The 14176-nt window shown below is 66.1% G+C and carries 13 protein-coding genes and 1 pseudogene; 10 read left to right on the plus strand and 4 right to left on the minus strand.

The features are described 5' to 3' along the window. Window positions 1-55 precede the first annotated feature (55 nt). The 4 genes from AC0Z35_RS00665 to AC0Z35_RS00680 all read left to right on the plus strand — a co-directional run bounded on the left by AC0Z35_RS00665 (window position 56) and on the right by AC0Z35_RS00680 (window position 4954). Complete coding sequence (locus AC0Z35_RS00665; RefSeq protein ID WP_485131586.1) at window positions 56-1600, plus strand: benzoate-CoA ligase family protein; 1545 nt, start codon at window positions 56-58, stop codon at window positions 1598-1600. Window positions 1601-1681: 81 nt separating this feature from the next. Continuing rightward, the gene (locus AC0Z35_RS00670; protein ID WP_046804433.1) at window positions 1682-2842 is read left to right on the plus strand and encodes an ABC transporter substrate-binding protein; all 1161 of its coding nucleotides are present in this window, start codon (window positions 1682-1684) and stop codon (window positions 2840-2842) included. Between the two features lie 25 nt (window positions 2843-2867). Then, complete coding sequence (locus AC0Z35_RS00675; RefSeq protein ID WP_104144568.1) at window positions 2868-3749, plus strand: branched-chain amino acid ABC transporter permease; 882 nt, start codon at window positions 2868-2870, stop codon at window positions 3747-3749. A gap of 2 nt (window positions 3750-3751) precedes the next feature. Continuing rightward, window positions 3752-4954 carry a branched-chain amino acid ABC transporter permease gene (locus AC0Z35_RS00680; protein WP_485131585.1) on the plus strand — a complete coding sequence of 401 codons (1203 nt, stop codon included), beginning with the start codon at window positions 3752-3754 and terminating at the stop codon, window positions 4952-4954. Here AC0Z35_RS00680 and AC0Z35_RS00685 read toward each other — a convergent pair. After that, window positions 4877-5056 (minus strand): annotated as a pseudogene (locus AC0Z35_RS00685) (hypothetical protein); the annotation flags it as partial. The gene AC0Z35_RS00680 and the pseudogene AC0Z35_RS00685 sit on opposite strands and share 78 nt — an antisense overlap. Between AC0Z35_RS00685 and AC0Z35_RS00690 the strand changes: the two are divergent. After that, window positions 4971-5753 carry an ABC transporter ATP-binding protein gene (locus AC0Z35_RS00690; RefSeq protein ID WP_485131666.1) on the plus strand — a complete coding sequence of 261 codons (783 nt, stop codon included), beginning with the start codon at window positions 4971-4973 and terminating at the stop codon, window positions 5751-5753. The pseudogene AC0Z35_RS00685 and the gene AC0Z35_RS00690 sit on opposite strands and share 86 nt — an antisense overlap. Beyond that, the gene (locus tag AC0Z35_RS00695; RefSeq protein ID WP_485131584.1) at window positions 5723-6451 is read left to right on the plus strand and encodes an ABC transporter ATP-binding protein; all 729 of its coding nucleotides are present in this window, start codon (window positions 5723-5725) and stop codon (window positions 6449-6451) included. The genes AC0Z35_RS00690 and AC0Z35_RS00695 overlap by 31 nt, the downstream gene beginning before the upstream one ends. 21 nt (window positions 6452-6472) lie before the next feature. Here AC0Z35_RS00695 and AC0Z35_RS00700 read toward each other — a convergent pair whose 3' ends face one another. Both AC0Z35_RS00700 and AC0Z35_RS00705 read right to left on the minus strand, forming a co-directional pair. After that, complete coding sequence (locus AC0Z35_RS00700; RefSeq protein ID WP_046804428.1) at window positions 6473-8032, minus strand: acetolactate synthase large subunit; 1560 nt, start codon at window positions 8030-8032, stop codon at window positions 6473-6475. Between the two features lie 206 nt (window positions 8033-8238). Further along, complete coding sequence (locus AC0Z35_RS00705; protein ID WP_104144572.1) at window positions 8239-9261, minus strand: amino acid ABC transporter substrate-binding protein; 1023 nt, start codon at window positions 9259-9261, stop codon at window positions 8239-8241. A 354-nt stretch (window positions 9262-9615) separates the two neighbouring features. Between AC0Z35_RS00705 and AC0Z35_RS00710 the strand changes: the two genes are divergently transcribed. The 4 genes from AC0Z35_RS00710 to AC0Z35_RS00725 are packed head-to-tail and all read left to right on the plus strand — an operon-like array spanning window position 9616 to window position 12845. Continuing rightward, window positions 9616-10635: a Bug family tripartite tricarboxylate transporter substrate binding protein gene (locus AC0Z35_RS00710; protein ID WP_485131583.1), complete on the plus strand. Its 1020-nt coding sequence runs from the start codon at window positions 9616-9618 to the stop codon at window positions 10633-10635. A gap of 51 nt (window positions 10636-10686) precedes the next feature. Further along, window positions 10687-11367, plus strand: a complete 681-nt coding sequence (locus tag AC0Z35_RS00715) for a 3-oxoacid CoA-transferase subunit A (protein WP_104144613.1) — start codon at window positions 10687-10689, stop codon at window positions 11365-11367. Between the two features lie 9 nt (window positions 11368-11376). Continuing rightward, window positions 11377-12018 (plus strand): 3-oxoacid CoA-transferase subunit B, encoded by a 642-nt coding sequence (locus tag AC0Z35_RS00720; protein ID WP_046804421.1) that lies wholly within the window; start codon window positions 11377-11379, stop codon window positions 12016-12018. Beyond that, on the plus strand, window positions 12018-12845 hold the full coding sequence (locus tag AC0Z35_RS00725) for an IclR family transcriptional regulator domain-containing protein (protein ID WP_046804420.1): 828 nt from the start codon (window positions 12018-12020) through the stop codon (window positions 12843-12845). Before AC0Z35_RS00720 ends, AC0Z35_RS00725 begins: the two co-directional genes overlap by 1 nt. 228 nt (window positions 12846-13073) lie before the next feature. Here AC0Z35_RS00725 and AC0Z35_RS00730 read toward each other — a convergent pair whose 3' ends face one another. Further along, complete coding sequence (locus tag AC0Z35_RS00730) at window positions 13074-14132, minus strand: L-threonylcarbamoyladenylate synthase (protein ID WP_485131582.1); 1059 nt, start codon at window positions 14130-14132, stop codon at window positions 13074-13076. Between the last annotated feature and the right edge of the window lie 44 nt (window positions 14133-14176).

The raw sequence follows: 14176 nt of genomic DNA on the forward strand, positions 1-14176 counted from the left end.
CGGCGACAAAAAAACATAGCCCGGGCGCGCCCCACCAGGACATCAGGAGACAACCGTGAACACCTGCCCCGCAGAATTGAACTTTGCCAGCCATCTGGCGGCGCTGAACGCCTCACGCGCCGACAAGCCCGCCTACATCGACGACACGCGCCAGCTGACTTACGGGCAGCTGGCAGAACGCGTGGCGCGCATGGCCGGCGCCTTGCGCGGGCTGGGCTTGCGCCGCGAAGAACGCATCCTGCTGCTGATGCAGGACACGGTCGATTGGCCCGTCGTGTTCCTGGGCGCGCTGCACGCGGGCGTGGTGCCGGTGGCCGTCAACACCTTGCTGACGCCGGATGACTATGCCTACATCGTGACGCACAGCCGCGTGCGCGCCGTGTTCGTGTCGGATGCGTTGCTGCCAACGCTGCAAGCCGCGTTGGCGCAATCGCCGGCAGATGTGGAGCATGTGGTGGCCACACAGGACATTGACGCCCTGCTGGCCGACGGCCCGCGGGCCGACGCCCCGCTCGCCCTCGCCGTGCGCACGCTGTCTGATGAAATCGCCTTCTGGCTGTATTCGTCGGGCTCCACCGGCAAGCCCAAGGGCGTGGTGCACACGCACGGCAACCTGTGGCACACCGCCGAACTGTATGCCAAGCCCGTGCTGGGCATCCGCGAAGACGATGTGGTGTTTTCCGCCGCCAAGCTGTTCTTCGCCTACGGCCTGGGCAACGGCTTGACCTTTCCGTTGTCGGTCGGCGCCACGGTCATCCTGATGGGCGAACGCCCCACGCCGCAAGCCGTTTTCCAACGGCTGACGCGGCACCGCCCCACCGTGTTCTACGGCGTGCCCACCTTGTACGCCAGCATGCTGGCATCGCCCGACCTGCCGCCGCGCGATCAGGTCGCGCTGCGGGTCTGCACGTCGGCCGGCGAAGCCTTGCCGCGCGACATCGGCGAACGCTTCACGCGGCACTTCGGCTGCGAGATCCTGGACGGCATCGGTTCCACCGAGATGCTGCACATCTTCATCTCGAACCAGACCGGACAACTGCGCTATGGCACCACCGGCAAGCCCGTGCCGGGATACGAGGTGCAGCTGCGTGACGACAACGGCGCGCCGGTCGCGCCGGGCGCCATCGGCGACCTCTACATCAAAGGCCCCAGCGCCGCGCTGATGTACTGGAACAACCGCGACAAGACGCGCCAATGCTTCCTGGGCGACTGGCTGAAAAGCGGCGACAAATACACCTGCGACGCCGACGGCTACTACACCTACGCCGGCCGCAGCGACGACATGATCAAGGTCAGCGGCCAATACGTGTCGCCTGTTGAAGTCGAGAACATCCTGGTGCAGCACGAAGCCGTGCTGGAAGCCGCGGTGATCGGCGTGCCCGACCACGACGGCCTGGTCAAGACCAAGGCGTACGTCGTGCTGCGCCCCGGCTTCGAACCCGACGCCCAGACCGGCGCCGCGTTGCAGCACTACGTGAAGCAGCATCTGGCGCCGTTCAAGTACCCGCGCCAGATCGACTTCACCGAAGAACTGCCCAAGACCGCCACGGGAAAAATCCAGCGCTTTCGGCTGCGCCAGCTGGAAGAAGCCACGCTATGAAGTCCGCTTGCCGACACTCTCGGCGCGCGGACTAACCCCGGCCGGCTTTGCGCCAGCCCATGATAAGCACGGAGACAAACCATGAACCACGCCCTGACCCAGGCTGCGATTGCCGCGGCCTTGACGCTAGCCGCCACCAGCGCGCAAGCCGCCGACAAGCTCAAAGTGGGCTTCATGCTGCCCTATAGCGGCACCTACGCCGCGCTGGGCAACGCCATCGAAAACGGCTTCAAGCTGTACGTTGCCGAGCAAGGCGGCAAGCTGGGCGGGCGCGACATCGAGTACTTCAAGGTCGACGATGAATCCAATCCGGCCAAGGCCGCTGAAAACGCCAACCGGCTGATCAAGCGCGACCAGGTCGACGTGCTGATCGGCACGGTGCATTCGGGCGTTGCGATGGCGCTGGCCAAGGCCGCCAAGGACAGCGACACCACGCTGATCGTGACCAACGCGGGCGCCAACGCCATCACCGGCCCGCTGTGCGGCCCCGGCATCTTCCGCACGTCGTTCACCAACTGGCAGCCCGCCTACGCCATGGGCCCCGTCGCCTACGGCAAGGGCCACAAGACCGCCGTCACCATCACCTGGAAATACGCGGCGGGCGATGAAGCCATCGGCGGCTTCAAGGAAGGCTTTGAAAAAGCGGGCGGCAAGGTCGTCAAGGAACTGAGCCTGCCATTTCCCAACGTGGAATTCCAATCGCTCCTGACCGAGATTGCCGCCACCAAGCCCGACATGGTGTTCACCTTCTTTGCGGGCGGCGGCGCGGTGAAGTTCGTGCAGGACTATCACGCCGCCGGCCTGGACAAGACCATTCCGCTGTATGGCTCCGGCTTCCTGACCGACGGCACCTTGCAGGCGCAGGGCGCATCCGCACAAGGCCTGCTGACCACGCTGCACTATGCCGACGGGCTGAATACGCCGCGCGACAACGCGTTCCGCGCCGACTACGCCAAGAACTACAACGCCCCGCCCGACGTCTATGCCGTCCAGGGCTATGACGCGGCGCAGCTCATGCAATCGGGCCTGACGGCCGTCAAGGGCGACTTTGCCAAGAAGGCGGACTTTCGCAGCGCCATGCGCGGGGCGACGGTGGACAGCCCGCGCGGCCCGTTCACCTTGTCGGCGGCCGGCAACCCGGTGCAGGACATTTACCTGCGGCGCGTGGACGGCCTGGAGAACAAGGTGGTGGACGTCGCCGTGAAGAAGCTGGCCGACCCGGCCCGAGGCTGCAAGCTCTGACGCGACGCGGCCACAGGAGGGCCCCATGGACATCAGCATCCTGCTTATTCAAAGCCTGAACGCATTCCAGTACGGCTTGCTGCTGTTCCTGGTGGCCAGCGGCCTGACGCTGATCTTCGGCATCATGGGCATCATCAACCTGGCCCATGGCAGCTTCTACATGATCGGCGCCTACATGGCGTTTGCGCTGGGGCCGGTGGTGGACCGCTGGCTGGGCGGCGGCTTCCTCACCACGCTGGCCGTGTGCGTGGTGCTGGCTGGTGCTTTGGGCTATGTGCTGGAAGCCGCCTTCTTCAGCTACCTGTACCACCGCAACCACTTGCAGCAGGTGCTGATGACCTACGGGCTGATCCTGGTCTTTGAAGAACTGCGCAGCATTCTCGTGGGCAACGACGTGCACGGCGTGCCGTTGCCGGCGTGGCTGCAAGGCAGCATTTCCCTGGGCGGCGTGATGACGTATCCGGTCTACCGGCTGTTCATTTCTGCCGTCGGCATTGCGGTAGCGCTGCTGCTGTATTGGGTGATTTCCCGCACGCGGCTGGGCATGATGCTGCGCGCCGGCGCCAGCAACCGCGAGATGACGGGGTCGCTGGGTATCGACGTCAACAAGCTGTACCGGCTGGTCTTCGCGGCCGGCGTGGCGTTGGCCGCGTTGGCCGGCACCATCGCCGCGCCCGTGTCGTCGGTGTACCCGGGCATGGGCAACGGCGTGCTGATCATCTGCTTCGTCGTGGTCGTGATCGGCGGCATCGGTTCCATACGCGGCGCCTTTTTGGCCGCGATGCTGGTGGGCTTTGTCGAGACCTTTGGCCAGGTGCTGTTTCCGTCGGCGGCGGGCGTGCTGGTGTATCTGCTGATGGCGTTCATTCTTCTATGCAAGCCCGAAGGGCTGTTCAAACAGGGCTAGCCATGCAGAAACTACTTCCCATCGCAACGCTGCTGGCGCTGGCCGCCTTCGCGTTCAGCGGCAGCGACTACTACACCGGGCTGGCGATCAAGGTGATGATCTACGCCATCTTCGCGCTAAGCCTGCAATTGCTGGTGGGCGGAGCCGGTTTGGTCAGCCTGGGGCACGCGGCGTTCTTCGGCATCGGCGCCTACGTGGCGGCGTTGCTGTCACCGGAATCCGAGGCGGCAAGCCTGTGGTGGCTGCTGCCGGCGGCCCTGCTGGCGGCAGCGCTTTATGCGGTGGTGACGGGTGCGCTGGCGCTGCGCACGCGCGGCGTGTACTTCATCATGGTGACGCTGGCGTTTTCGCAGATGGCTTACTACGTCTTTCACGACACCAAAGTGGGCGGCGGCAGCGACGGCATCTATCTGTATTTCCGGCCCGAATTGGCGTTGGGCAGCTGGGTGCCGTTCGACCTGGGCAACGCCACCACGTTCTACTTTTTTGTACTCGCCTGCCTGGCCGTGACCTGGGGCTTCCTGGCGCTGCTGCGGCGCTCGCCGTTTGGGGCGGCGCTGGCGGGCATCCGCATCAACGAGCAGCGCATGCGAGCGGCCGGGTATTCCACGTATCCCTACAAGCTGACGGCGTATGTCGTGGGCGCCACGTTGGCGGGCCTGGCGGGGTTTCTGTTCGCGCTGAAAGATGGTTTTGTCACGCCGGAACTGTTGGCCTGGGAACAATCGGGGCTGGTGCTGTTGATGGTGATCCTGGGCGGCATGGCCAGCCTGGGCGGGGCGGTCATCGGCACCGTGGCGCTGGTGCTGATGCAAGAGCTGTTCCAGTCGCAAGCCTTGTTTGGCGACTACGCGCGCCATTGGCACTTGCCGCTGGGCATCGCCATCATCGCGCTGGTGGCCTTGCTGCCCAACGGCATCGCGGGCCTGCCCGCGCAATGGCGACAACGCCGCGATGCGCGACTCGCGGCCGCACATGCCGCAGGGGCGCCTGCCGCAGGGGCGCCTGCCGCAGGTTCGCCTGCCGCCTCCACAGTCCGTCTGCCGCAGGGACGCCTGCCGCAGGATCGCCTGCCGCAGGATCGCCTGCCGCAGGATCGCCTGCCGCAGGATCGCCTGCCGCAGGATCGCCTGCCGCAGGACCGCCTGCCGCAGGACCGCCTGCCGCAGGATCGCCTGCCCGTCCAAGGGGAACCTCATGTCTGATCTTCTGCTTGCCGCCATGGGCGTCACGCGGCGCTTTGGCGGGCTGACCGCCGTGAACGGCGTGTCCCTGTCGCTGGCGCGCGGGCAAGTGCACGCCGTCATCGGCACCAACGGCGCGGGCAAGTCCACGCTGATCAATATCCTGTCCGGCGAGCTTGCGCCCAGCAGCGGGCAGGTCATGCTGGGCGCACAGGACATTACCGCCTGGCGCCAACCGCAACGAGCCCGCGCCGGGCTGGGCCGCAGCTACCAGCGGTCCACGTTATTCCCCGAATTAAGCGTGTTCGAAAACTGCCGCCTGACCGCGCAGGCGGCACGCCAGCGCTTCTGGCATTGGTGGCGCCCAGCCGCCGATTGCCGCCGCACCGCCGAGCTGGCGCACCACGCGCTGGAACGCACCGGCCTTGCCGGCGATGCCACGCGCACGGCCGGCCTGCTGCCACACGGCCGCAAGCGTCAGCTGGAAATCGCCATGTGCCTGGCGGGCGAGCCGCAGGTGTTGTTGCTGGACGAGCCCCTTGCCGGCATGGGTCCGGAAGAAACCGACCGCATCCTGGACCTGCTGCAAACATTGAAGACGGGCCACGCCATCCTGCTGGTCGAACACGACATGGACGCGGTTTTTCGTATCGCCGAAACCATCACGGTAATGGTCAACGGCACCGCCATCGCCAGCGGCCCGCCCGAGGCCATACGCGCCAACGCCGACGTGCGCACCGCCTACCTGGGTGAAGACGCCCAGCCCACCCACGCACAAGGAGCCGCCGCATGCACGCCATCGCAAACCACGACGCGCTGATCGAGGCCGGCGGCTTGCACGTGTACTACGGCGCCAGCCATGTGCTGCGCGGTGTCGACATGCACATCGCGCGCGGCGAATCCGTTGGGCTTGTCGGCCGCAACGGCATGGGCAAAACCACGTTGATTCGCAGCCTGATGGGCCAGGTCAAGAGCTCGCGCGGCCAGGTGCGCGTGGCCGGGCGCGATTGCACACGGGCGCCCGCCCACGCCATTGCACAACTGGGCGTGGCCTACGTGCCCGAAGGCCGAGGCATATTTCCAAATTTGAACGTACGCGAAAACCTGCAAGTGGCGGCGCGTGCCGGCGTGCGCGGCGGGCGCGATTGGACTTACGCGCGCGTGCTGGAGACCTTTCCCCGACTGCGCGAACGGCTGGGCCACGGCGGGCAGCAACTATCAGGAGGCGAACAGCAGATGCTGGCCATCGGACGCGCGCTGATGACCAACCCCGATCTGCTGATTCTGGACGAAGCCACCGAAGGGCTGGCCCCGCTGATCGTGGCCGAGATCTGGCGCATCATCCGTGACATCCGCTTGACCGGCATGTCCACGCTGATCGTCGACCGCAACTATCGCGCGGTGCTCGAACACACCGACCGGTGTCTGGTGATGGAAAAAGGACTGATAGTCGAAGACGGCAATAGCGCGTCGCTGGCCCGGCAACCGGAACAGCTGACGCGCTATCTGGGCGTGTAGACGTACGCGCCCCGCCGTACTTCAGATGATGGCTTCGATCAGGAAGGGGCCACGGCGCTTGAGGCCGTCGGCCAGCGCGCGCGCGAAGCCTTCCACCGTATCCACGCTGACCGCCTCCACGCCCATGCCGCGCGCCAGGTGCGTCCAGTCCAGGTAGGGTTCTTCCAGGTCCAGCATGCGGCGCGCATTGCGGCCCGGTTCTTTCACGCCTACGTTTTTCATCTCGCCGTGCAAGGTGGCGTAGGAACGGTTGGCCAGGATCACTGTCAGGCAGTCCAGGTTTTCGCGCGCCTGCGTCCACAGCGCCTGCAAGGTGTACATGCCGCTGCCGTCGGCTTGCAGCGTGATGACCTTGCGGTCCGGGCACGCCACGGCCGCGCCCGTGGCCAGCGGCAGGCCGATACCGATTGCGCCGCCCGTCAGCATCAGCCAATCGTGCGGAGCGCTGCTGGCGCTATAGATCGGAAATTCGCGGCCCTGCGTGATGGACTCATCGCACACGATGGCCTGCTCGGGCAAGGTATGCGCGATCAGGATGTTCACGGCGGCGCCCGTCAGCTTGCCCGAGGACGGCACCTCATAGGCGGCGGCCGGGGTGGCCAGGCGCGGTGCATCGGCGGCAATGCCCAGTTCGTCGGCCAGCCATTCCAGCGCGTGGGCCAGGTCTTGTTCGGCCGAGGCCAGCACCACCTGATTGCTGTCAGCCGGGGCCAACAGGCTGGGCTTGCCGGGGTAAGCAAAAAACCCCACCGGCGCCTTCGCCCCTGCCAGCACCAGATGTTTGACGTCTTTCAACTTGGCCACCGCAAGATCAATCGGATACGGCAAGCGATCGACCGGGGTGCGCGCGCCGCCGCGCTCGATGCGGCGGTTGGACGTTTCCGACATCAGGCGCACACCCGTCGCGCGGGCGATGCGCCCGGCGGCGTTCAGTGCGCGTTCGCGCAGCGCGGCGCCCCCCAGCATCAGCACGGTCACTTCGCCCGAACGGATCGCCGCGGCCGCCGCGCGCACGGCGTCCGCCGAAGTCTGGGCCAGCGCGGCATCCTTGACTTGTACGGGCGCGGGCGCGTTGTCGGGCAGATCGGTCCAGGCAGTGTCAGCCGGCAGGATCAGCGTGGCGATATTGCCGGGCGCCTGCCGCGCCACGCCAATGGCTTCGGCGGCGTCCGCCGACACGGCAGCGGCCGTCATGGTGCGCTTGACCCAATGCGACATCGGCCGCGCCACGCCTTCCACGTCGCTGGTCAGCGGCGCGTCGTATTGCACGTGATAAGTGGCGTGGTCGCCCACGATATTGACCATGGGCGTACGCGCGCGCTTGGCGTTGTGCAGGTTGGCCAGCCCGTTGCCCAGGCCAGGCCCCAAGTGCAGCAAGGTGGCGGCCGGCTTGTCGGCCATGCGCGCGTAACCGTCGGCAGCGCCCGTCACCACGCCTTCGAACAGACCCAGCACGCACCGCATCCGGGGCTTGCGATCCAAAGCCGCGACGAAGTGCATTTCAGACGTGCCGGGGTTGGCAAAACACACGTCCACATCGTTGGCCAGCAAGGTATCGCAGAGACTGTCAGCGCCGTTCATGATTTTCCCTAGTCGTTTTCAATGGCGATGCGGGCGCATCCGCGCCCGCCTGATATGCATGATAGGTAGCGTATCAAAAACGCGATAGACCCATTTTCGGTTGGGGGCATGGAACCATTCCACCTACATTCCGCCTGCCGAAATCAAACCCCGGCCCCAATAAAAAACGGCCTGCATACGCAGGCCGTCTCGTCAGTGTGGCAGCGTCAGCGGATCGGCCATGGGTACATGGCGCCACCGTTGCTCCACAGTGCATTCGTGCCGCGTTGCAGGCCCAGCTTGCTGTCCTTGCCGACGTTTCGCTCGAACACTTCGCTGTAATTGCCCACTGCCTTGATGGCGTTGTAGGCCCATTTTTCGTCCAGCCCCATGTTCTTGCCCGCGCCCGGCGTCACGCCCAGGATGCGGGACACGTTGGGGTTGTTGCTCTTGAGCATCTCGTCCACGTTCTTTTGCGTGATGCCGTATTCCTCGGCTTCCAGCAGGGCGAACAACGTCCAGCGGACGATGCCCAGCCAGTTTTCGTCGCCTTGGCGCACCATCGGCCCCAGCGGTTCCTTGGAGAAGCGTTCGGGCAGGATTTCGTAGTCGTCCGGCTTGGCCACCTGCGTGGCGCGCACGGCGGCCAGTTGCGAGGCGTCGTCGGTGAAGGCGTCGCAGCGGCCGGATTCAAAGGCGCGCACCACTTCGGTCACCTTGTCGATCACCACGGGTTTGAATTCGATTTTGTTGGCGCGAAACCAGTCGGCCAGGTTCAGTTCGGTGGTGGTGCCCGGTTGCACGCAGACCGTGGCGCCGTTCAGCTCCTTGGCGCTTTTCACGCCCAGCTTCTTGTTGACCAGAATGCCCTGGCCGTCATAGAAGCTGGCGGCCACGGCGGACAGCCCCAGCGAGGTGTCGCGCGTTTGCGTCAGCGTGACGGTGCGCAGCAGCACGTCGACTTCACCCGACTGCAATGCGGTGAAGCGTTGCTGCGTGGACAGCGCGGTGCCCTTGAATTTGGTGGGGTCCCCGAATACGGCTGCGGCGACGGCGCGGCAGATGTCCACGTCCATCCCTTCCCATTCACCCTTGCTGTTGGTAGCCGAAAAGCCGGAGACGCCGTCGGTCAAACCGCATTGCACGAATCCCTTTTTCTTGACCGCATCCAGCGTGGGGCCGGCAAGCGCCGCCTGGGACACACAAGCCAGGGCCAGGGCGCCGGCTGCAAACAAAGTTGACCGCTTCATTGATGCCTCTCCTGAGAGTGATGTCCGTGCCGGCTTGTAAGACGGCGGCGGCTGAAACCAAGCCCGGCTTTACAGGGCCGGCCGCCAGATTACGCCATGTCCACGGCGTGAACAACGCGGCTTTCCCTAGAGGAAACCCCAAGGATGACAAGCTTGATAGATTCCGGGCATTTGTCCGATGACCGAACTTTATCGAACCCTTGCGCCCCGTATGGCAGGCCCCTGCATGCCATACTTTTTTTGCGTCGATGTCCGATACGCGGCATCGCCGCCCCAGCCCTAAAACGCCGAGCGCGCCACATAAAAAACCCGGCGCGCATCGATATTCGGTCGATTCATGGAGGAGACAAATCCATGGCACATGTTTGCAATTCGCAGCCCCGCCGCAATGCCGCCGCCCCGCGCCGCCTTGCCCTGAAAACCGTGCTGTGCGCAGCGCTGGCCGCCGTCGGCATGATGGCCGGCCCCGCGCATGCCGCTGATGACTGGCCCACCAAGCCCATCAAGATCATCGTGCCCTACACGCCGGGCGGCTCCACTGACATCGTCACCCGCATCGTGGTGGAAAAGCTGGCGCCGCGCCTGGGCCAGACCATCATTGTGGAAAACAAGCCCGGCGCGAACAGCAGCGTGGGCTCGGCCATGGCGGCCAAGGCCGACCCCGACGGCTACACCTTTCTGGCGATGCTTCCCGCTTACCTGGTCAATTTCCACCTGTACAAGCTGAACTTCAAGCCCACCGACCTGGTGCCGGTTGTGCAGATGGCCGACCTGCCGCTGTTCCTGTTCGTGGCGGAAGACGTGCCCGTCAAGACGGTGGCCGAGCTGGTCGACTATGGCCGCAAGCACCCCGACAAGCTGACGTATGCCTCCAGCGGCACGGGGTCGAACGCGCATCTGACCGGCGCCATGTTCGCCTCGCAGAACAAGATTGCAATGACGCACGTCGCCTACAAGGGCAGCGCGCCGATTTTGACCGACCTGCTGGGCGGGCGCGTGTCGATGGTGTTTGACCCCATCCTGGTGCCCATGCAGTACGTGAAGCAGAACCGGCTGAAGGCACTGGCCTTCACCGGCAAGGAACGCTGGCCCGACGAGCCCTCCATTCCGACCATGGGCGAAGCCGGCCAGCCGGGCTTTGAAACGGGATCATGGGCGGGCCTGCTGGCGCCGGCCAACACGCCTCAGCCGATCATCGACCGCATGGCGCGCGAGATCGCCGAGGTGGTCAAGGACCCCGAGGTCAAGCGCAAATTCGTGGACGTGGGCTTCATGCCGGTGGGCGGCACGACCGCGCAATTTGCCGACCTGATGCAGAAAGAGTCGGCCCGCTACGCCGAGGTCATCAAGCAAGTCGGCATCACCGCGAACTGAAAGGCGGCGGGCGGCGGCATGGCCGGGCGCCCGCCCGATCGGAGCTTCACCATGATCAACAAGTTCATCGACACCCCCGAGGCCGCGGTCTCGGATATCCACGACGGCGCCACGGTGCTGATCAGCGGCTTCGGCGGCGCGGGTATGCCCACCGAACTGATCCACGCGCTGATCGACCAGGGCGCGCGCGAGCTGACCGTGGTCAGCAATAACGCGGGCAATCGCGAAACCGGGCTGGCCGCGCTGATCAAGGCGGGCCGCGTGCGCAAGGTGATCTGCTCGTTTCCGAAGGCCTCGCACTCCTGGGTCTTTGATGACCTGTACCGGCGCGGCGGCATCGAACTGGAATGCGTGCCGCAGGGCACCATCGCCGAACGGCTGCGCGCGGCCGGGGCCGGGCTGGGCGGGTTCTTTACGCCCACTGCCTACGGCACCGAACTGGCGGCAGGCAAGGAAACGCGCATCATCAACGGACGCGGTCACGTATTCGAAACGCCGCTGCATGGCGACTTTGCGCTAGTCAAGGCCGATCAGGGCGACCGCTGGGGCAACCTGACTTATCACAAGAGCGCGCGCAACTTCGGCCCGATCATGTGCATGGCGGCCAAGACCACCATCGTGCAGGTGCGCGCCAAAGCCGACCTGGGCGAGCTGCCGCCCGAAGCCATCGTCACGCCCGGCATCTTCGTCAAGCGCATCACCGAGGTGGCGAACGCCGCCTTTTCCAGCTGAGGCCCACGTATGTACCAACCCCTGACCCGCGAGGCCATGGCGCGCCGCCTGGCCCTGGATATTCCCGACGGCAGCTACGTCAACCTGGGCATCGGCATGCCGGTGCTGGTGGCCGCTTGCCTGCCCGATGATCGCGAGATCGTGCTGCACAGTGAAAACGGCATCCTGGGCATGGGCCCACCGCCTTCAGAAGATGCCATCAACCTGGACCTGATCAACGCCGGCAAGCAGCCGGTGACGCTGCTTGCCGGCGGCGCATATTTTCACCACGCGGATTCGTTCGCGATGATGCGTGGCGGCCATCTGGACATCTGCGTCATGGGCGGCATGCAGGTCGCGGCCAACGGCGACCTGGCCAACTGGTCGCTGGCCAAGCCGGGCGAAGCGCCCGCCGTGGGTGGCGCGATGGACCTGGCGGTGGGCGCGCGCAGCGTGTTCATCATGATGGAACACAACAGCAAGAACGGCGATCCGAAAATCGTCGAACGCTGCACTTATCCGCTGACGGGCGCGGGCGTGGTTGACCGTATCTACACGGATTTAGCCGTGATCGACGTGACGCCGGACGGCTTGGTTGTTCGAGATATGATCGACGGCATGACGCTGACCGAACTGCAAGGACGCACCGGCGCGCCGCTGCGCGCGGGCTGATGCTGCCCAACCTGCCCCCACCCGGCTACGCGCTGCCGCTGGCCGAAGACGAGCATCCCGACCAGTTCCGTGGCGACCCGGACTACATGCTGACCCTGGCGCGCGGCCTGCACGTGATCCGCGCATTCGGCACGCGCCGCCATCCGCAAACCGCCGCTGAACTGAGCCGCCGCGCCGGGCTGCCGCGCGCCGTGGTGCAGCGCTGCCTGCACACGCTGGTGCTGCTGGGCATCGCGGAACAGCACGGCAGGCTGTTTGTGCTGACGCCGCGCATCCTGGGCCTGGGCTACGCGTATTTCTCGTCCACGCCGTTCGTCTCTCTAGCCCAGCCGGTGCTGGAAGAGCTAAGCGCCACGGTCAACGAGACCTGCGCGCTGGCCATCATGGAAGGCAACGAAATGCTGTACCTGGCGCGTTCGGAAGTGAACCGCCTGCTGGCCACGTCCATGGGGCTGGGCAGCCGCCTGCCGGCATATTGCACATCGATCGGGCGCGTGCTGCTGGCGCAATTGCCCGAGCCGGCGCTGGCCCGCTACTTTGCCGCCACGCCGTTGCAGCCCTACACGGAATTCACGCTGACCACCGAAGCCCCGCTGCGCGCCGAACTGGCGCGCATTCGCGAGCAGGGTTACGCGGTGGTCGACCAGGAATTGGAATTGAACGTGCGCGCGATTTCGGTGCCGGTGCGCTCGGCCAGCGGCAAGGCGTGCGGCGCCGTGAATGTCAGCGTCAAAGCGGCGCGCGTGCCGCTGACGCGGCTGACGGACGAGTTCCTGCCGCCGCTGCGTCAGGCGGTGGAACGAATCGGGGAATTCCTGGTGGCGTAGGAAGGTGAACGCGCGGCCAGGGCAAGGCGGCCGCCGTTGCGAGGGAACGACGGCCCGGCGTTCGAGCATCGATCTGTTTGAGCCCGATGTTCAAGCCCCGATCTGTTCGAGCCCCGATCTGTTCGAGCCCCGATCCGTTTGAGCCCCTCCTGATCGAGCCCCTCCTGATCGAGCCCGTGCTGTGCGTGCCCGTTCTATTCGAGCCCGTTCTGTGACGCGCGCCTGTCCCTACGAAGCCAGGTCGGTGGTATCCAGCGTGAACGCCGCCGCCGCGCGGCCGATGCGATCGTTGACGGCGTGCCAGGCGTCGGTGGCAGGCGGCGCCTGCACGACGATGCGCGCATAGCCCTGCTTGTCCAGATCCCGCAGCAAGCCATACAGCGCCTGCGCATAACGCGTCGGGTCCGCCGGCACCGGGTGCCATTGCAGACGCGCATCCAGCGCGTCGGGCTTGTCGCCATACGCCACCACCACCACCTTGCCGGGCGGCAGGTTGCGGCCTTGCGCCACGTCGCGCAGGCGGTCGTCGGATGCCAGCTCAAGGGGGGTGCGGGGCGCGTAGTGCGCCTTCAGCGTGCCCGAGGCGCGCGGCGCGGCGGCATCCGGCGCGAACACCTGCACGCCCAGCACCGCTTCGATCTGCGCGGCGCTGATATGGCCCGGGCGCAGCAGCACGGGGCCCGCGCCGCGGTCCAGGCGCGACAAGTCAAGAATGGTGGATTCGATGCCCACTTCCGATGCGCCGCCTTCCAGCACCGGCATGCCGGCCGCGACTTCATCAGGGAATTCGGCGCGCACGTGGTCGGCGCGGGTGGGCGATACCTGGCCGAACTTGTTGGCCGATGGTGCCGCCACGCCGCCCTGCCCGTTCGGCTTGCCCGCCGCGAACGCCGCCAGCAGCGCCTGCGCCACGGGATGCGACGGGCAGCGGATGCCGATGCTGTCCTGCCCGCCGCTGACGGTGTCGGCGATGTGCGGCGCGCGCTTGAGGATCAGCGTCAGCGGGCCGGGCCAGAACGCGTCGATCAGCAGACGCGCCTCGGTCGGGACGTCTGCCGCCCAATAGCCCACGTCGCCCGTGGGCGCAATGTGCACGATGACAGGGTGGTTCGACGGCCGGCCCTTGGCCGCGTAGATCTTGGCCACCGCCTGCGGGCTTTGCGCATCCGCGCCCAGGCCGTAGACGGTTTCGGTCGGAAAGGCGACCAGTTCACCGTCCAGCAGGCGTTGCGCGGCGTGGGATATTTCCGCGTCGCTGGCGGAGTCGGGCGGGGGCAAGGAAGACATCGGGATCGTCGCGGGTGACTCGGAGTGACTCGGCGTTATTCGGG

The sequence above is a fragment of the Achromobacter sp. 1L-A-4-B-C2 genome (assembly GCF_057291955.1).